Origin of the sequence: Pseudomonas sp. SWRI92 (assembly GCF_014268685.1) — a bacterium.
Lineage (GTDB): Bacteria > Pseudomonadota > Gammaproteobacteria > Pseudomonadales > Pseudomonadaceae > Aquipseudomonas > Aquipseudomonas marvdashtae.
Genome location: NZ_JABWQY010000001.1, coordinates 674,645 through 691,691, shown reverse-complemented (window position 1 = coordinate 691,691; position 17,047 = coordinate 674,645). Strand labels below are relative to the sequence as shown.

14 protein-coding genes are annotated in these 17,047 nt (G+C 62.3%); 5 read left to right on the top strand and 9 right to left on the bottom strand.

Annotated elements, in window-relative coordinates:
• Nucleotides 1-83: 83 nt before the first annotated feature.
• The gene (locus tag HU762_RS02765; protein WP_186632570.1) at nt 84-4,229 is read right to left on the bottom strand and encodes a CheR family methyltransferase; all 4,146 of its coding nucleotides are present in this window, start codon (nt 4,227-4,229) and stop codon (nt 84-86) included.
• 154 nt (nt 4,230-4,383) lie between these two features.
• Nucleotides 4,384-4,995 (bottom strand): Yip1 family protein, encoded by a 612-nt coding sequence (locus HU762_RS02760; protein WP_186632567.1) that lies wholly within the window; start codon nt 4,993-4,995, stop codon nt 4,384-4,386.
• Between the two features lie 169 nt (nt 4,996-5,164).
• Between HU762_RS02760 and HU762_RS02755 the strand changes: the two genes are divergently transcribed.
• The 3 genes from HU762_RS02755 to HU762_RS02745 are packed head-to-tail and all read left to right on the top strand — an operon-like array spanning nt 5,165 to nt 6,647.
• Nucleotides 5,165-5,665, top strand: a complete 501-nt coding sequence (locus tag HU762_RS02755) for a CinA family protein (RefSeq protein WP_186632564.1) — start codon at nt 5,165-5,167, stop codon at nt 5,663-5,665.
• A gap of 12 nt (nt 5,666-5,677) precedes the next feature.
• Nucleotides 5,678-6,196: a hypothetical protein gene (locus tag HU762_RS02750; RefSeq protein WP_186632561.1), complete on the top strand. Its 519-nt coding sequence runs from the start codon at nt 5,678-5,680 to the stop codon at nt 6,194-6,196.
• A 7-nt stretch (nt 6,197-6,203) separates the two neighbouring features.
• Complete coding sequence (locus HU762_RS02745; protein ID WP_186632558.1) at nt 6,204-6,647, top strand: YetF domain-containing protein; 444 nt, start codon at nt 6,204-6,206, stop codon at nt 6,645-6,647.
• Nucleotides 6,648-6,731: 84 nt separating this feature from the next.
• Here the strand turns inward: HU762_RS02745 and HU762_RS02740 are convergent, their stop codons facing one another.
• Nucleotides 6,732-7,589, bottom strand: coding sequence for an SDR family oxidoreductase (locus tag HU762_RS02740; protein ID WP_186632555.1), 858 nt, complete (start codon nt 7,587-7,589; stop codon nt 6,732-6,734).
• A 185-nt stretch (nt 7,590-7,774) separates the two neighbouring features.
• Here HU762_RS02740 and HU762_RS02735 point away from each other — a divergent pair, with 185 nt between their 5' ends.
• The gene (locus HU762_RS02735; RefSeq protein WP_186632552.1) at nt 7,775-8,179 is read left to right on the top strand and encodes a VOC family protein; all 405 of its coding nucleotides are present in this window, start codon (nt 7,775-7,777) and stop codon (nt 8,177-8,179) included.
• Nucleotides 8,180-8,320: 141 nt separating this feature from the next.
• Here the strand turns inward: HU762_RS02735 and HU762_RS02730 are convergent, their stop codons facing one another.
• A complete protein-coding gene (locus HU762_RS02730; RefSeq protein WP_186632549.1) occupies nt 8,321-9,469 on the bottom strand; it encodes a PatB family C-S lyase in 1,149 nt (382 codons plus the stop codon).
• 167 nt (nt 9,470-9,636) lie between these two features.
• Here HU762_RS02730 and HU762_RS02725 point away from each other — a divergent pair, with 167 nt between their 5' ends.
• The gene (locus tag HU762_RS02725) at nt 9,637-11,157 is read left to right on the top strand and encodes a methyl-accepting chemotaxis protein (RefSeq protein WP_186632546.1); all 1,521 of its coding nucleotides are present in this window, start codon (nt 9,637-9,639) and stop codon (nt 11,155-11,157) included.
• Between the two features lie 161 nt (nt 11,158-11,318).
• Here the strand turns inward: HU762_RS02725 and HU762_RS02720 are convergent, their stop codons facing one another.
• The 5 genes from HU762_RS02720 to HU762_RS02700 form a co-directional block, all read right to left on the bottom strand.
• Nucleotides 11,319-13,559 carry a xanthine dehydrogenase family protein molybdopterin-binding subunit gene (locus tag HU762_RS02720; RefSeq protein WP_186632544.1) on the bottom strand — a complete coding sequence of 747 codons (2,241 nt, stop codon included), beginning with the start codon at nt 13,557-13,559 and terminating at the stop codon, nt 11,319-11,321.
• A 13-nt stretch (nt 13,560-13,572) separates the two neighbouring features.
• Nucleotides 13,573-14,046 (bottom strand): (2Fe-2S)-binding protein, encoded by a 474-nt coding sequence (locus HU762_RS02715; RefSeq protein ID WP_186610296.1) that lies wholly within the window; start codon nt 14,044-14,046, stop codon nt 13,573-13,575.
• 147 nt (nt 14,047-14,193) lie between these two features.
• A complete protein-coding gene (locus HU762_RS02710; protein WP_186632541.1) occupies nt 14,194-15,579 on the bottom strand; it encodes an ATP-binding protein in 1,386 nt (461 codons plus the stop codon).
• The gene (locus HU762_RS02705) at nt 15,548-16,234 is read right to left on the bottom strand and encodes a response regulator transcription factor (RefSeq protein ID WP_186632538.1); all 687 of its coding nucleotides are present in this window, start codon (nt 16,232-16,234) and stop codon (nt 15,548-15,550) included. The genes HU762_RS02710 and HU762_RS02705 overlap by 32 nt, the downstream gene beginning before the upstream one ends.
• A complete protein-coding gene (locus HU762_RS02700; RefSeq protein ID WP_238340330.1) occupies nt 16,234-17,043 on the bottom strand; it encodes a MipA/OmpV family protein in 810 nt (269 codons plus the stop codon). Before HU762_RS02700 ends, HU762_RS02705 begins: the two co-directional genes overlap by 1 nt.
• Between the last annotated feature and the right edge of the window lie 4 nt (nt 17,044-17,047).

Below are 17,047 nucleotides of genomic sequence, written 5' to 3'. Positions count from 1 at the left end.
GCGGGGCGGTGCGACGTTTCGCTAAATCCCCTCGCCACAAGAGCCGTTCCAGCCACCAAGCACCTTTAGCCTCCTGCGACCCTTTAATAAACCTGCGAACGCCGCAACTGCTCGATCGCGTCGATCAGTTCGTCATAGGACACCGGCTTGCCGATGTGCTGGTCGAAGCCCGATTGCTTGGATTTTTTCAGGTCGTTGGACGCGCCGTACCCGGTCAGGGCAATGGCGGGGATATGTTTGACGTGGGGCAACTGCCGCAACGCCTCCATCAATTCATGGCCGTTCATCACTGGCATGCCCAAGTCCGAAATCACTACGTCGAAACGGGCGTCCCTGGCTGCTTTCAAGGCTTCCTGCGGCTGGTCGAAAGCGAGGACATGGGCGTCTTCCATCTCCAACAGCAACTTCAGGGTATCGAGCACCTCGGGGGAGTCATCCACCAGCAGCACCGTCAAGCCGCTCAGGCGTCCGGATTGCTCCTCGCAGGCTTGCGGCGCGGGGACCATCTCGGCGTTGCTCAACGGCAGGCGAATGGTGAACGTGCAGCCTTTGCCCAGCCCTTCGGATTTGACTTCGACACTGCCGCCATGGGCTTCGGTCAACTGCCGTACCAGGGACAGACCGATACCGAGCCCTTCGCGTTGATGCGTGGCGTGCTGGGTCTCGGCCTGGCCAAACAGGTCGAACACCTCGCTCAGATGCTCCGCCGCGATGCCGACGCCGGAATCCTTCACGTCCAGGCGCGCCATGCGGCCGTCGTGGCTGGCGACGAGTTGCACGCGGCCACCGCTGGGGGTGAATTTCAGTGCGTTGTTCACCAGGTTCCAGATGATCTGCTCCAACCGGGTCGGGTCTGCGTTGATGATCAGCTCGGTGCCGGGCCCTTCGGGTAATTCCAGGGTGACCTTGTTCGGATGGTTATCGTTGATCACCACGGTGTAGATGTCTTGCAGCACGCGGGCAAGGTTGACTGCCTGGCGCTTGAGCTTGAGTTTGCCGGTGCGCACCCGCGCCACGTCCAGCAGGTCGTCGATGATCCGCGCCTGGCTGGTGACCGCGTCGCAAATGGTGTTGACCGCCTTGGCCGCCGCGCTGACCGACTTGGTCACGGGCAGGCGCCGGAGCAATTCGGCGTTGAGCTGGATCAGGTTCAGCGGGTGCTTGAGTTCGTGGGACATCACCGCGAAGAATTCATCTTTCAGGTGGCTGGTGTTCTGGGTTTCCATCAGCCGCTGGGTCTGTTCTTCGTGCATGCGCTTATGGCCGGTGAGGTCACGGGCGATTTTCACGTAGCCCTGCAAGTGGTCGCCTTTGAGCAGCGTGACTTCGCCGCTGCAATAAAAACGGCTGCCGTCCTTGCGTTGGTGCCAGCGCTCATCTTCGCAGCGGCCGTTGACGCGGGCGGTGCTCAGTTCGGTTTCCGGAGCGCCAAGCGCGCGGTCGTCAGGGGTGAAGAGAAAATCGTAATAGGCCCCTTCGGCTTCAGCCTTGGTGTGGCCGAAGATCAACTCGGCCCCGGTGTTCCAACTGGTGATCACACCATGCTCATCCAGCAGGATGATGGCGTAGTCCCGGGTGCTTTCGGCTACCAGGCGCATGCGCTCCTCTCCTATGCGCAGCTCGTCCTCGGCTAACCTGCGCTTGGTGATATCGATGAAGGTCAGCACGGTGCCGTCGATATGGTCCTCGCTGGAGCGGTATGGCAACAGTCGGGCGATGTACCAGCGACTGTCGTTGCTGCTGACCTCGCGCTCGATCATGTTCAGCGACTCGAACACTTGGGTTGCGTCCGCGGCCATGCCCGGGTAGTCCAGGCGATGGGTGATGTCCAGCAGCGAGCGGCCGGTGTCCACCGGCAGCATGCTGAAAATATCCGTGGCCCTCGGCGTAAACCATTTGATGCGCATGCTGCGATCGACGAACACCGTGGCGATGTCCGTGGAGGCGATCAGGTTGGTGAGGTAATCGTTGATCTTGTCGGTTTCTTCGACCTTGGTCTTGAGCTCGTAGTTGACCGTCAGCAGTTCTTCATTGATCGACTGCAGCTCTTCCTTGCTGGTTTCCAGCTCTTCGGTGGCCGAGCGCAGTTCCTCGTTGATGGCCTGCATTTCCTCGTTGGAGGCCTTCAGTTCTTCGCTGGATACCTCAGCCTGCTCGATCGTGTCCTGCAGGTGCACTTTGGTCCGCTGCAGCTCGCGCTCTAGGGTCGCCAACACCTGGTTTTCAGTCTGGCTGGTGATGGCGTCGGCCTGCAGGATGGGATCGGCTTCCTCCTCCTCGAACAGTACCAGTACGAACTCGCCGTCGGACTGGTCGTCGCGATAAGGCTGCACCAGCAAATCCACCAGGTAGCGTCGCCCGTCCCGCTCCAGATTGACCTGGCGGGATTTGACCGGCTGGCCGTTCTGTTGGACCTGGAACAGCGCGGTGCGGATCTCCAGGCGCAGTTGCGGGTTGACCAAGGTCAGCAAGTTACGCGACAGCTCGCCGCCTACATGGCGCAGGAAACGACCGGCGCTTTCGGACATGTGCATGATGTCAGCGTTGGCATCGACAATCATGCTGGGCGGGGCGGCGTGCTCGATGGCGCGCAGGTGGATATCGGAAAATGACACTTTGCGCACCACCGGTGCCAGCGGCGCGGCCGGCGAGGCGCTGCTGCGCACGTAACCGCCACGGGGCATGGTTGGCGTGCGGCGGCTGCTGGCGGTGCCGTACTTGGCGCGGAAAATCCGGTTGCGCTTGTCCACCGGGGCGAACAGTTCGTGGCAGGCATCGGCCGATTCCGACGAGCCAAGAAACAGATAGCCACCCGGTCGCAAGGCGAAGTGGAACATTTGCAGGATTTCGCGCTGCACCTCGCGGTCGAGGTAGATCAGCAAGTTACGGCAGACGATCAGGTCGATCTGGGAGAAGGGCGGGTCAGACAGCAGGCTGTGCTTGGCGAACAGTACGCGCTCGCGGATTTCCTTGCGCACCCGATAAGACGCGCCGTCCTTCATGAAGTACTGGCGCAAGCGCGTCGGCGGCACGTCGGTAATGATCGCTTCCGGGTAGGCGCCGTTACGCCCGACGGCTATGGCGCGTTCATCAATGTCGGTGGCGAAGATCTGCAGTTTGGCCGAGCTGTTCTCGTGTTGCAGCTGATCGCTGACCAACATTGCCAAGGTATAGGCTTCTTCACCGGTGGAGCAGCCGGCCGACCAGACGCGTATTTCCTCGGGCGGCGCACTGGCCGGCTCGAGCGGTTGCAGCAGCAGGGGCAAGACGTCCCGTTCCAAGGCCTCGAACGCATCGCGGTCGCGAAAGAAATTGGTCACGCCAATCAGCAGGTCGCCCAATAGCGCCTTGGTTTCTTCCGGATGGCCCTGCAAATATGCGTAATAGGCGCTCAGGTCCGGCTGGGCGGTAACCTGCATGCGCCGTTCTATGCGGCGCAGCACGGTGGCCCGCTTGTAGTGTTTGAAGTCGTGCCCGGTGCCGGACCGCAGCTGGACCAGGATGTCATGGAGCAACTGTTCGGCGACGGCGGCCTCACGTTCCGACGTAGGAGGCTGGGTATGGATCTCCGGGTCATTGGCGGTCGGCAGGCGGATGGCCTGGGAGTTGCGCCAGATCTCAAGGAGTTTTTGCGGCATCTCCGCAACGGGCAACACCAGGTCGACCATCTGAGTGTCGATGGCCGCTTGCGGCATGCCATCGAATTCCGCGTCTTCCGGGGATTGCGCGAGGGTCACGCCGCCTTGCTCCTTGATCCGCGACAGCCCCACCGCGCCATCCGAGCCGGTACCCGACAGCACCAGGCAGAAGGACCGTTCCTTGTGCACGTCGGCCAGGTCACGAAAGAACAGGTCGATGGCTACGTGTCCGCCCTGGCGTGGTTCGGCCGGGGAAATCTTCAAGTAACCGTCATTCATCAACAGTTGATGGGCCGGGGAGATCACGTAGACGTGATTTTTCTCGATAGGCACCGTCTCGGTGACTTGCAGCACGGTCATCTTGGTCGATTCCTGGATGATTTTATCCGCGACGCTTTGATGATCCGGTGCCAGGTGCAAGACGACGACAAACGCCATGCCATTGTCCTTGGGCATGTGTTCGAAAAATTGCTTGATGGCCTGCAATCCACCCGCGGAGGCACCGATTCCCACTACGGGGAAGTCCAATTCGCTGGGGCTCAGCTCTCGTCGTTGCGGCACGTTGGGAGAGCGTTTGCTAGGAGATGACATATAAGTTTGGCCTTAAAGGGCGGCGGGGCGGTCCGGCGCTGCCGACTCGATTTCATTGATACAAAAACTCGCAGGATAGTCGGGTTGCGCCAAGATTGCGAAAACGGACGCCTGCAACGCCGCCCCTCGGGGCATTGTGCGCCTTCAAGGCGAATCAGCCTACCGGCACGCGAAGGTACTCCGGCTGCAAGTAGTTGAACCACAGCAGGATCATTTCCACCATGATCGTCACCAGCACCAGCAAGCCGACACCCCAGACGCTGGCCGAGTACAAAAGGCCTTGTTCCTTCTTCAGGTTCATGAATTTCGGCAGCCCGACGAACAGCAAGAACGTCGAATAGGCCGACGCCGCCAGCAGCACCGCTACGGCCAGCCATCGGCTGGGATAGAGGCCGCAGATCCCGGCGAGGAAATAGGGTGTAGCGGTGTAGGCCGCGAATCCGATGCACTGGTTGATCGAGGGGCGAGCTTCGAACGTGCGCGACATCCAGCGGATGAACAGCCCCATCAACGTGACGCCAATGACAATGGTCAGGTACAGCAGCGCGCACAACTGCAATGCGCTGGCGCGACTCAGCCTCACCGTTTCGTTCTCGGCCAGGCTCCAACCGGTCCAGGTGGTGCCGATGAACAGGCACACCGCCGGAATCAGTGCGAGCAACAGCAAATGGGCCAGGTAGTGGTGTGGATGAGCCTGTTCCTGCTCGCGAATGTCCACCCAGGCGAATTCGGGATGGGTGAACAGTTTGACGAAAAGTACAGACATGACGACCTCCTGATCAGGGACAGCCTCCGCAATGAGGCTCATACCGTTATGAGGTACGGGATCGGCCGGGGGTTTCATTTATTTGGCCGGGCGGCGCGACGGCGCGATAAAGGGAATGATTCAAAACGGCAGGGGTCAACCCATCAGCATCCATGAAGGACTGTATGCCATGACTGTTGCCCAATCCCTGGTTGATTACATGCGCGAGCATGACTTGCGCCTGACCACCGCTGAATCCTGCACTGCCGGGCTGATCGTCACGCTCCTGGCCGAAGTGCCGGGCAGCGGTTCGCTGATCGAAAGCGGCTATGTGGTGTATTCCCCGGAAGCCAAGCAGCGCTTGCTCGGCGTTAAGCCGCGCACCATCGACACCTTCAATCTCACCAGTCGCGAAGTCGCCGAGGAGATGGCTCTTGGTGCGCTGTACGACGCCAACGCCAACGTCGCCGTCGCTACCACTGGCCTGCTCGGGCCGGACGATAAGGACGGCATACCTGCCGGCACGATCTGCTTTGCCTGGGCGTTCCAAGTGAACGGCCAGCGCGCGCTGTTCAGCCGCCAGGAACGCTTCTTTGGCGACCGTCACCAGGTGCAACTGCAGGCCAGCGAGTACGTCTTGCAGCAGTTGCCCCGGTATCACCAACGTGCCGTGGCGGGTGAACGCCGCTAGGAGAGTGCGCCCATGACCGATCAATGGGAGCAAGACGACCACCGTAGCCGCGAATTTCCGGTGCGCGAAGACATGGTGTACCAACATAAGGTCTGGCGGTTCGAGCGGGTGGGCTGGTACGTATTGGTGCTGTTGGTCATCCTGACCCTGCTCGGGCTGTTTTCCCGCGGGCCGTTGAGCAGCCGCGAACTGCAAAGCGCTGACGGCAACATTAGCGTCGAATACGAGGCGTTCCATCGCAACGGCTCGACCAATCCGATGGTCCTGCGTCTCAAAGGCGCGCCCAACGCGGTGCTGGAAGTCGAGCTCGGGGGCGATTGGCTGGAGGCGTTCGATGTCCAGAGCGTGCAACCGCAGCCCATACGCTCAGCTGCCGCCGGGCAGGGTGTAAAGCTCTGGATCCAGGCGGATAGCCAGGGGCAGGCCAACCTGCGCCTGTCATTGCTCAGCGAAGGCGTCGGGACTTATCACAGCCGCATCGTTATTCCTGGCGGGGCGACAGTGAGCTTCAATCAATTCATCTTCCCTTAGGTGACGTATGGATTCGGTACTGCGAGCCGCCGTTATGTATGCGGTATTGATGGTGTTGTTCAAGATCGCCGGCCGACGTTCGCTGGCGGAGATCACCACCTTCGATTTCGTCCTGTTGATGATCATTGGCGAGGCTACCCAGCAGGCGTTGCTGGGGGACGATTTCTCGCTGACCAACGCGTTCATGGTCATCGTCACACTGATCGCCATCGATGTCGGATTTTCGTTGCTCAAGCTGCGTTCCAATTGGGTGTCGCGGCTGATCGACGGCGGGCCGACGATCATCGTCGAGGACGGCCGCATCCTTCAGGGGCGCATGCGCCACGCCCGGCTGGTGGAAGCGGACATCATGGAGGCGGCACGCTCGAGCCAGGGCATCGAGACCCTGGAGCAGATCAAGTTTGCGATTATCGAGCGCAACGGCAAGATTTCGGTGATTGCCAAGGAGTGAGCTGACACCGTTACTGTGGCTAAGGAACTTTTGTGGCGAGGGGATAAATCCCCTCGCCACAAAAAGTCCCCTCGCCACATACATTTAGAGGATCGGCTTGCCGCCCGTCACCGCGTACCGCGAGCCGGAGATGTAGCTGGACTCATCCGACGCCAGCAGCACGAAAATCGGCGCCACTTCCACCGGCTGGCCAGGACGGCCCAGCGGTGTCTGGGAACCGAAATTCTGCACCTCTTCTTCGGGCATGGTGGCGACAATCAGCGGCGTCCAGATCGGTCCTGGCGCGACGCTGTTGACCCTGATGCCCTTGGACCCGAGCATTTGCGCCAGGCCACCGGTGAAGTTGGCGATGGCGCCCTTGGTGGTGGCGTAGGCCAGCAGCGTCGGCTTGGGCATGTCGGAGTTGACCGAGGTGGTATTGATGATCGAACCCCCGGCCTTCATGTGTGGCACGGCGGCCTGGCAGATCCTGAACATCGCCGTGATGTTGATATCGAACGTGCGCACCCATTCTTCGTCCGGGATCTCTTCCAGGGTCTCATGGGTCATCTGGAACGCGGCATTGTTGACGAGGACGTCGATGCGCCCGAAGCGCGCCACGGTCTCATCGACGACCTTGCGGCATTGCCCCTTGTCCGCCAGGTCACCGGGTAGCAACAGGCATTGGCGACCGGCCTCTTCGACCCAGCGTGCGGTCTCCTTGGCGTCCTCATGTTCATTCAAGTAGGAAATCGCTACGTCCGCGCCTTCTCGGGCGAAGGCAATCGCCACGGCGCGCCCGATGCCGCTGTCGGCGCCGGTGATCAGGGCGATCTTGTTCGCCAGGCGCCCGGAACCTTTGTAACTCTGTTCGCCGCAGTCCGGGTAAGGGTCCATCTTCTGTTGGCTGCCGGGCACGGGTTGGCTTTGTTTCGGGAAAGGTGGGGTTGGGTAGTTGGCCATTGTCGTTCTCCATCCAAGTGGTTGCGATGGAGGGTGGACTGCGGTTTTTTGGCCAGAGTTCGGTCGGATTTCCCCAACAATCGATGAGCGTGGCAGAGGCGTTTCGTCGACTGCCCAGGGGCTATCGGTGAACGCAGGCGACGCCGTATTCTCCAAACGGGATACGGCTTGAAAAGGAGAAGGGCATGTTCAGTCACATACAAATCGGTGCACGTGACCTGACTAGAATGGTCGCGTTTTATGATGCCGTCCTCGGTTGCCTGGGATTGGAGCGCATGCCCAGCGAAGACGATTCGGGCCCGCCCGGGGAAGGCTGGCATCAGCCCGGCAAACATTGGCCGCAGGTGTTCGTCCAGGTGCCCATCAACGGCCTGCCGGCCACGTGGGGCAACGGCATGCAAGTCAGCTTCGCCGCCGACTCGCAGCAGGCCGTACGCGACGCCTGGGAGACGGCGATCGACATGGGCGGCTTCGACGAAGGCGCCCCGGGCCCGAGGCCGCAATATTCAAAGGATTACTACGGCGCCTATTGCCGGGATCCGGAGGGAAACAAGCTGTGCTTCGTGCATACGCCGGATATGCATGACTGACCCCGGTCTGAAGTGATCCGCTCCTGTGGCGAGGGGATTTATCCCCGCTCGGTTGCGCAGCGACCGTAAGGAAAACGGGGCCGCTGCGCGACCCAGCGGGGATAAATCCCCTCGCCACAAAAGGGCTCATTGTCGGCCTGATCAGCTCCTGGCCTTGAGGCTGCGTTCCATCCGCGCGATTCCTTCTTCCAGCAACGCCCGCGGGCAACCGAAGTTCAGGCGCACGAATTGTCCTGCGTCGTCAGCAAAATCCAGCCCGGCGCTCAGTCCGACCTTGGCATCCTTCAGGAAAAACCCTTGCGGATCGTCCAGCCCCAGCGCCGAGCAGTCCAGCCACGCCAGGTAAGTACCCTGGGGCACGGTCATGGTGATGCCGGGAAGGCGAGTCTTGACCGCCTCGACCAGATAATCGCGGTTGGCCTGCAAGTAGCCTTTCAACGCGTCGAGCCACGGGCCCGCTTCGCTGTAGGCGGCACGGGTCGCTTCGAGGCCCAGGGCGTTGACGCTGTCGACCATGCCGGCCCTGGCGCCGTTGACGCGCTCGCGCAGCTTGGCATTCTGGATGATCGCGAACGAAGTCTTCAGCCCTGCGATGTTGTAGGCCTTGCTGGCCGACATCAGCGTGATGGTCCGGTCGGCAATCTCCGGGCTGAGGGACGCGGTGGGGATGTGCACGCGGCCATCGAAGCACAGCTCGGCATGGATTTCATCGGAGATGATCCAGGCGTCCTGCTCCAGGCAGATGTCCGCCACGGCCTTGAGTTCTTCGCGCCCAAACACCTTGCCCAGCGGGTTGTGCGGGTTGCTCAGCAACAGCGCGCCGCCGCCGCGCAAGGCGTCGCGCAGTTCGGCCAGGGGGGTATGGAACTCGCCATCGACCGGAGTGAACGCCAGCTCCACCTTGTTCAGGTGCCAATGGCCCGGCGCCTGCCGTAGAGGAGGGTAGTTCGGGACCTGCACCACGACGTTTTGCTGCGGCTCGACCAAGGCATGCAACGCCATGTTGAACCCCGGCTCGACCCCCGGCAGGAACAGGATCTGCTGCGCCTCGACGCGCCAGGCGTATTTGCTCCACAGATCCGCCACGATGGCGGCGCGCAGGTTGTCCTGGGCCACGCTGTAGCCGAGCATCGGGTGCTCCAGGCGCTTGCGCAGCGCATCGATGACCACTGGCGGTGCGGCGAAATCCATATCGGCCACCCACATCGGCAATACCTCGGCTGGATAGCGGCTCCATTTGGTGCTGCCGGTGCCGTGGCGTTCGAACACCAGGTCGAAATCGAAAGTCATCGTGGTTCCATCAGTCAGGGAGTCGGAATCGCGCCATCATAAAGCAAAGAAGCTGAACAAAAAGGTTGGTAGCTAATTGCCATTAATTGGTCGCAATGCGCTACAGTTTCGTCCCGAGACGTCGATACGCCGACGACGGACACCCGTTCATGACAAGGACAGCCCCGATGACATCGCCCCTGCGCTTTAACGATCACTACCGCAAAGCCGATCGCATCATGCTCGGGCTGCTCTGGCTCACGCTCTTGTATTCGCTGGGCCTGGCATTTCTTCATTCGACCTTCACCCAGGCATTGCTGATCGGTGCACCGACGTGCCTGCTGGCCACGCTGCTCTACCGCGGCCTTGGCGGCACCCGTGCCATGCGCTGCATCATCGCCATGGCGCTGATGGTCATGGCGGCGCTGCACATCAACCAGACTCGCGGCGTGATCGAGTTCCACTTCGGCATCTTCGTGCTGCTGGCGGTGTTGACGTTCTATCGCGATTGGCTGCCGATCGTCGTGGCCGCCGCCACCATTGCCGTTCACCACGTCGGTTTTCATTGGCTCCAGCATCTGGGATACCCGGTATTTGTGATGGATGCCCACGGTGGATGGACGATGATTTTCGTCCATGCCTTTTATGTCGTTGTCGAAAGCGTGATTCTGATCTACCTGGCGAACCAGAGCCTGGCCGATGCAACGGACAACCAGGACGTGCTCGACAAGGTGCTGGCCGCCGCTGCGCAGTTGAGCCGTGACCCCGGTACACAACGCAGCCAGGGCGTGAAAGTCTCGTCCGGCGAGCGTTTCGACCATTTCCTCGCGCAAGTGACCCGCCTGGTGGACGGCGTGGTACGCGACACCCGCCAGCTGTCGGACCTCGGCCAGGATTTGTCCCAGGTCGGCCAGACCCTGGAAAACGGTGCCCGGCACCAGTTGGACGAAGTGGCGCAGATGAGCGGCGCGATCGGCCAGTTGATGCAGGCCATGGAAAATATTACCGGCCATGTCGGCCAGACGCTGCAACGCGCCGGACAGGCCAACGAGCAAGTCAACCGGGGGCGCACCACCGTTGACCAGACCCGGGAAGATATTCTCGAATTGGCGGGGCGCATCAACCTGACCAATGAAACCGTGCAACTGCTCGCCGAGCAGGCGCAGCAGATCGGCCAGGTGCTGGACGTGATCAACAGCATCGCCGAGCAAACCAACCTGCTGGCCCTCAACGCCGCCATCGAGGCGGCCCGCGCCGGTGAGCAGGGGCGCGGGTTCGCCGTGGTGGCCGACGAGGTCCGGACGCTGTCACAACGGACCTCGACATCCACCACGGAAATCCAGCAGATCATCGCCAAGCTGCAACAGGGCAGCCGCCAGGCCGCCATCGCCATGCAAGACAGCCGCGAAGGGGTCGAGCGTTGCGTGTCCGCCAGCCAGCAGGCCTCGCAGCTGCTGCATGCCGTCGTGGAGGACATCGCGGTGATCAACCATTTCAACGATCTGATCGCCAGCACGACCCAGCAACAGTCCGCGGCGTCAATGGGCATCAATGAGCGGCTGCAAACCGTGCAGGCCGTGGCCGAGCGCAACGCCGACAACATCGCCGTGCTGACCCGCAGCAGCCAATGCCTGCCGCCTTTGGCGGAGCGGCTGGCGGCGCTGGGGCAGGCGTTTCATGGGACAGACCGGCAGCTTGGGCGAAAATAGCGTCGATACGAACTGATGATCGTTCCCACCCTCTGCGTGGGAATGCATCCCGTGACGCTCCGCGTCACCCCCCAGAAGCGGAACGCGGAGCGTCCCTGGCGGCGTTCCCACGCAGGAGCGTGGGAACGATCGACGATCGACGGGTTGTCACTTGCTTGCGACTACGCCAGGTTGAACGGCAACTGCCGCAGCGGTTTCCCGGTCAGGCTCGCAATGGCGTTGGCAAATGCCGGGGCCAAGGCGGGCAGGCCGGGCTCGCCCATTCCGGTCGGCGGCTCTGCGCTGGGGACGATGTGGACGGCGATCTGCGGCATGTCGGTAATGCGCGGCACGCTGAAGTCGGCGAAATTGCTCTGTTGCACGACGCCATCCTTGAGCGTGATCGCGCCACCGGGCAAGCACATCGACAGGCCCATCAGGGCTGCGCCTTGTACCTGGGCCTCGACACTGCGCGGGTTGACCACCAGATTACAGTGCACGCCCGCCGTCACGTTGTGCAGCACGGGACGACCATCCTGCACCGAGGCTTGCACCACATAGGCCACCACCGAACTGAACGACTCGTGCACCGCCACGCCCCAGGCCTGGCCGGCCGGCAGCTGGCGTTTGCCGTACTCGCTCTTGTCCACCGCCAGTTGCAGCGCGGCGCGATGGCGGGGATTCTGGTCGCCGAACAGCTTCATCCGGTATGCCACCGGGTCCTGTTTCGTCGTACGGGCGATTTCGTCGATCAGCGTCTCCATCACGAACGCGGTATGAGTAGAACCCACGCTGCGCCACCACAGCACAGGCACGTTGAGCTTGGGGTGATGCACGGTCAGTCGCATTGGCAAGGGATAGGGATCACGCATGCCTTCCGTCGCGGTGGGGTCGATGCCGTTCTTTATCTGCCCCGCGAACGGGGTGCCGACGAGGATGGACTGCCCGACCAGGGCGTGATCCCACGCCAACACCTTGCCGCTGTCATCAAAGCCGATGTGCGCGCGGTGCAGATTCAGCGGACGGTAGTAGCCGCCCTTGATATCGTCCTCGCGGCTCCACAGGGTGCGGATTGGCGCATCAAGCCCCGCAGCGCGCGCGGCCTTGGCCACTTCACAAGCCTGCACTGCAAAATCATTGGTCGGCACGCCACGACGACCGAAACCGCCGCCCGCCGTCTGTACATTTACCTGGACTTGCTCGGGCTTGAGGTTCAGCACCTTCGCCGCTGCCGCGGCGTCGCCGCCTGGGAACTGGGTGCCGACCCACAACTGGGCGCGGCCTTCGGATAGCTGAACAGTGCAGTTCAACGGCTCCATTGGGGCGTGGGCCAGGTAGGGGAACACAAACTCAGCCTCCAACCGATGCGGGGCCGAGGCGAGGGGTGTCATGTCGGCATCGAAATGGAGCGCGCCGGGTTGGCCGGCCAGCTCACGGTACTGGGCCAGTTGTTTTTCCGTGTCGACCTTTTCGACTTTAGCCACGTCCCATTCGACCTTCAGCGCATCACGCGCAAGTTTTGCCTGCCAGTAACCGTCGGCGACCACGGCAACGCCTTCGGCACCGCCGTCCAGCGGCACGCGCAGCACGGCTTTCACGCCTTTGGTTGCGCGCGCCGCGCTGTCGTCCAGAGACGCGATCCTGGCACCGAACACCGGCGGGCGAGCGACCACGGCGGTCAGTTGTCCCGGCAGACGCATGTCGATGCCGAAATCCTGCTGGCCGCTGCTCTTGACCTTGGCATCGAGGCGGGTGGTGGCCTGGCCGATGATGCGGAAATCCTTGGGATCCTTGAGCGTGACTTTCTCCGGCACGGGCATCGCCATGGCGGCTTCGGCCAGCTCGCCGTAAGTCGCCTTGCGGCCACCCGGGCCCAGCACTGTGCCGTTTTGCGTGGTCAGGCTCGCGGCGTCGACGTTCCAGCGCGCGGCTGCGGCGGCGAGCAACATGGCGCGGGCGCGGGCGCCCAGTTCGCGGTACTGGGTGTAGCTGTTCTTGATCGAATTGGAGCCGCCGGTGAGATGGATGCCAAACGCCGGGTCCATGTAGGCCGCATCGTTGCTGCCGTTGCGCGTGCGCACCAGGGTCCAGTCGGCGTCGAGTTCTTCGGCGAGGATCATTGGCAAGCCAGTCTGCACACCCTGGCCGAACTCCAGGCGATTGATCGTCACGGTGACTTCGCCGTTGGGCGCGATCTGTACGAAGGCCAAAGGTTGCTGAGTGGGCTTGAGCGGTCCTTCGCTAGCGCCATTGGCCTGTTGCGCCAAGGCGAGGTGCGGGAACGCGCCCAAGGCCAGGCCGCCGATGCCGACGATCTTGAGAAAGCTGCGCCGGGGCAGGGTGGCTGGGCCTTCAGTCCCGTCGCGATCCAGCAGGTGTTGCAGCGCGCGCGGCAGCTCATTTGGAAAAATCTCGTTCAGCATGGGCTAGCTCCTGTCAGGCGAGGGCTTTGGCGGCATCGGCCACTGCGGCGCGGATGCGGGCGTAAGTGCCGCAGCGGCAGATATTGCCGGCCATGGCCGAATCGATCTCGGCCGGCGTAGGTTGCTTGCCCTTGGGCTGGGCCTTGAGGAACGCCGTGGCGCTCATGATCTGGCCGCTCTGGCAGTAACCGCATTGCGCCACGTCGTGCTTGACCCAGGCCTCATGCACGGCGCTGCCCACCGGGTCGCTGCCATCGGTCGCCGCTTCAATGGTGGTGATCTTCTTGCCAACCGCCGCGGCGATCGGCGTCACGCAGGACCGGATGGCCTGGCCATCCAAGTGAACGGTACAGGCGCCACACAAGGCCGCACCGCAGCCGAATTTGGTACCGGTCATGCCCAGCGTGTCGCGCAAGGCCCAAAGAATCGGGGTACCGGGGTCTACGTCTACCGTGTGCTCACGGCCATTGATATTGAGGGCGCTCATTGTCGGACCAGCTCCAGAAGGTTTGGCACCGATTAATATAGAAAGCATCGGCTGGGATAGCTTGCACGATCCGGTCCGATGATTGCCCAATCTTGCAAAAATACCCTGTAGGTTTGGTTGGCAGTGAGCAAGCCTGAGCGCATGCGCTCAGGCGGGTTGCTCAGGGGCGGGCCGGGACAGACAAAACAACAACCCCGGCTCGGCCCTGCGCGCGACGAGCGTCCATCCGTGGGCCTGGGCGATCTCCTGGCAGATCGTCAGGCCCAGTCCCGCGCCGTGGTCGCGTCGATGAGCGCCGCGCCAGAAACGGGTGAATATCTGAGCGAGTTGGCCTTGTTCAACCCCGGGGCCCCAATCGCGCAGGGTCAACGTATCTGCGCTCAGCTCAACGCGTATCTCGGTTTCGGCAGGGGCGTGCTGGATGGCGTTTTCCAGAAGGTTTTTCAGCAGGGTGAAGAGGGCGCTGCGGTCGGCCTGCCAAGGCGCTTGCGCATCTACATGGCCCGCCAGGACGACGCGCACATTGGCCGCATCGGCCATGCGTTGCAGATAACTGGCGGCTTCCTGGGCGACCTCCATGACATCCACGGCGGCGAGGCTGTAGTTGTGCGCTTCGCTCGTCTCGGCCAGCAGCAACAGTTGCTGGACCTGGCGGGTCATGTGCCGGGCATCGTCGAGCAGCGAGTCGCGGCCCTTGCTGGGTTCCATCAATTCGATCTGGGCGCGGATCAACGCCAGGGGCGTCTTGAGCTCGTGCGCCGCGGTCGCCAGGAATTCCTGCTGGACGCGGTAGCCATGCGCCAGGCGCTCAAGCGCACTGTTGAAACTGGTCACCAGCGGCGCCACCTCGGACGGCACGGCCTTGACCTCCAGCCGCGAGTGCAAGGAGCGCGGGGAAATGGCCGCCGCTGATTCCGAGACCTCCCGCAAGGGCTTGAGCGCATAGCCCAAGGTAAAGTAGGCGCAGGCGCCGAAGACGAAAAGCAGCACTAGGCTGAACAGGACGATTCCGGCGCCCATGAACGGCCAGGCGAACCCCTCATGCAGCAGTTCCATGAGCCGTTCGCTGGCGGCGAATTGCAGATACCAGACCTTGCCGTCATGTTCCAGCGGGGCGGTGGCGGCGTACATCAGGATGCCTTCTCGCTCGAATTTGAAGCGCGACTGCTTCGTCGGATGCTCCGTTGCAACGGACGACCAGAACGCCGCGTCAGTGGACGTCTGGACGACGTTTGCCTCCGAATCCAGCACGCGGTAGCCGATTTCTGCCCCCAGGCTCTTGAAGGTCCAGATCCGGTCACCCTCGCTGTTGTCGAACCCGGTGGGCCGGCCGGTAGCGTCGAACAGCAGCTTGCCGGACAGTTCATGGGTGCGCTCGGCGACGTCCGTACTCAGCAGGATGTCGCTCCTGGAAGTGACCAGTGCGAACACGCCGAGTGCAATCAGCAAAATGCTCAATCCCACGCCCGCGACGTAGGCAAGCAGCACCTTGAAGCTGATGCTATTGCGCCAAGTCGTCCTGACGAAGGGCATAACCCAGGCCTCTCAAATTGACTATCCGTTGATGGGAGCCGATCGCCAGCAGCTTTCGGCGGATACGATGCAGGGCCACGTCCAGGGCGTTCGGCGTCACGGCTTCGCTCAGGCCCCACGCAGCCGCCTCTATGGCGCTGCGGCGGACGATTTCACCGGGTTTGCGCAGCAGCAACAGCATGATCTGCATTTCCGCAGGAGCCAGCGGCACGCTGCCTTCGGTGCTGCACATGATGCCCGTGTCGGGTTGCACGCTGAGGTCGCCGTGGGCAGGCGCCAATGGCCGGTGTTCCGCCGGGCGACGCAGCAATGCCCGTACGCGGGCAACCATTTCGTCCATGGCGAACGGCTTGGGCAAATAATCATCCGCCCCGGCGTCGAGGCCTTCGACCCGATCATGCAGCGCGTCCCGCGCTGTCAGGACCAGGCACGGCAGGCCCAGCCCGGCAGTGCGCAAACGCTGCAGCAGGACCAGCCCATCGCCGTCCGGCAAGCCCCGATCGAGGATCAGCGCCTGGTAAGGCACCTGCTGGATGGCCGCCCAGGCGGCATCGATGCGGCTGATGACGTCGACGGCGATCCCGGCGCTCGACAAGCCTTTGCTCACCAGGTGCGCCAGGCGTTCATGGTCCTCGACCAGCAGAATGCGGCTCATCAGAAACGGTACAGGTAGCCGAACAGCACGCTGTTCTCGGTTGATCGATCCACCAGCGGGCTGTCCTTGATTTCATCGGACAGGCGCGTCGCCTTGAGGTCCAGGAATACGGAGTGATGATCATCGAACATATAATTTCCACGAACGCCGAATTCGGTATTGATACCGGACTTCGCATCATAGGCCGCCCGGTCGGCGCGAGCTTCACTTTCGCGAACGCCGAAGTAGTAGTCGACGTATTTATCGTCCTGCCATAGGGCCGCCAGGCGTGGCGTCAGCATGATGTGCTCGCCAAATGTCCACGACCTCTCCAGTCCCAGGGCAAAGCGCTGGCCCTTGCTGTTGCCTGAAACGTCGGCCAGCCACTCGGCGCTGACATCGGCCACCTCGTTGCGCCATTTCACCTTGGCGCCTGCCCAGAAACCACCGTCGCGATCGCTCATGCCATCGAGAATCCGCGCGTCATCGTCGTCGTAGCCGCTGAAGTCGTACTCGCCGACGATGCTGAATTCGAGCTGTTGGGTCTCGCTGAGGTCCAGGCCCGGCAACTTGATCTCGGCGGTAGGGCCGAATACCCGCACATATTCATTCTCAAAGTAGATCAGCGGCAGGACTTCACTGTCCCGGTCGATGCCCTTGTACGGCTGCTGGCTGCTGACCGCACCCACGCCAAGCCCCCATTGGGAACCTTCCGGCTCGTCGGCGCTGGCCGCCATTGACGCGCACAAGCCCAGCACAAACACAGAGGTGGCCGTAGTCAGCCGTGTCGCAATTGAATTTTTCGAGGTGGGCAAGGGCATGGAACGCATGACG

Excerpts from the sequence above, each read along its gene's own strand:
- HU762_RS02765 (WP_186632570.1), bottom strand. The coding sequence starts at position 4,229 with ATGTCATCTCCTAGCAAACGCTCTCCCAACGTGCCGCAACGACGAGAG.
- HU762_RS02760 (WP_186632567.1), bottom strand. The coding sequence starts at position 4,995 with ATGTCTGTACTTTTCGTCAAACTGTTCACCCATCCCGAATTCGCCTGG.
- HU762_RS02755 (WP_186632564.1), top strand. The coding sequence starts at position 5,165 with ATGACTGTTGCCCAATCCCTGGTTGATTACATGCGCGAGCATGACTTG.
- HU762_RS02750 (WP_186632561.1), top strand. The coding sequence starts at position 5,678 with ATGACCGATCAATGGGAGCAAGACGACCACCGTAGCCGCGAATTTCCG.
- HU762_RS02745 (WP_186632558.1), top strand. The coding sequence starts at position 6,204 with ATGGATTCGGTACTGCGAGCCGCCGTTATGTATGCGGTATTGATGGTG.
- HU762_RS02740 (WP_186632555.1), bottom strand. The coding sequence starts at position 7,589 with ATGGCCAACTACCCAACCCCACCTTTCCCGAAACAAAGCCAACCCGTG.
- HU762_RS02735 (WP_186632552.1), top strand. The coding sequence starts at position 7,775 with ATGTTCAGTCACATACAAATCGGTGCACGTGACCTGACTAGAATGGTC.
- HU762_RS02730 (WP_186632549.1), bottom strand. The coding sequence starts at position 9,469 with ATGACTTTCGATTTCGACCTGGTGTTCGAACGCCACGGCACCGGCAGC.
- HU762_RS02725 (WP_186632546.1), top strand. The coding sequence starts at position 9,637 with ATGACATCGCCCCTGCGCTTTAACGATCACTACCGCAAAGCCGATCGC.
- HU762_RS02720 (WP_186632544.1), bottom strand. The coding sequence starts at position 13,559 with ATGCTGAACGAGATTTTTCCAAATGAGCTGCCGCGCGCGCTGCAACAC.
- HU762_RS02715 (WP_186610296.1), bottom strand. The coding sequence starts at position 14,046 with ATGAGCGCCCTCAATATCAATGGCCGTGAGCACACGGTAGACGTAGAC.
- HU762_RS02710 (WP_186632541.1), bottom strand. The coding sequence starts at position 15,579 with ATGCCCTTCGTCAGGACGACTTGGCGCAATAGCATCAGCTTCAAGGTG.
- HU762_RS02705 (WP_186632538.1), bottom strand. The coding sequence starts at position 16,234 with ATGAGCCGCATTCTGCTGGTCGAGGACCATGAACGCCTGGCGCACCTG.
- HU762_RS02700 (WP_238340330.1), bottom strand. The coding sequence starts at position 17,043 with ATGCGTTCCATGCCCTTGCCCACCTCGAAAAATTCAATTGCGACACGG.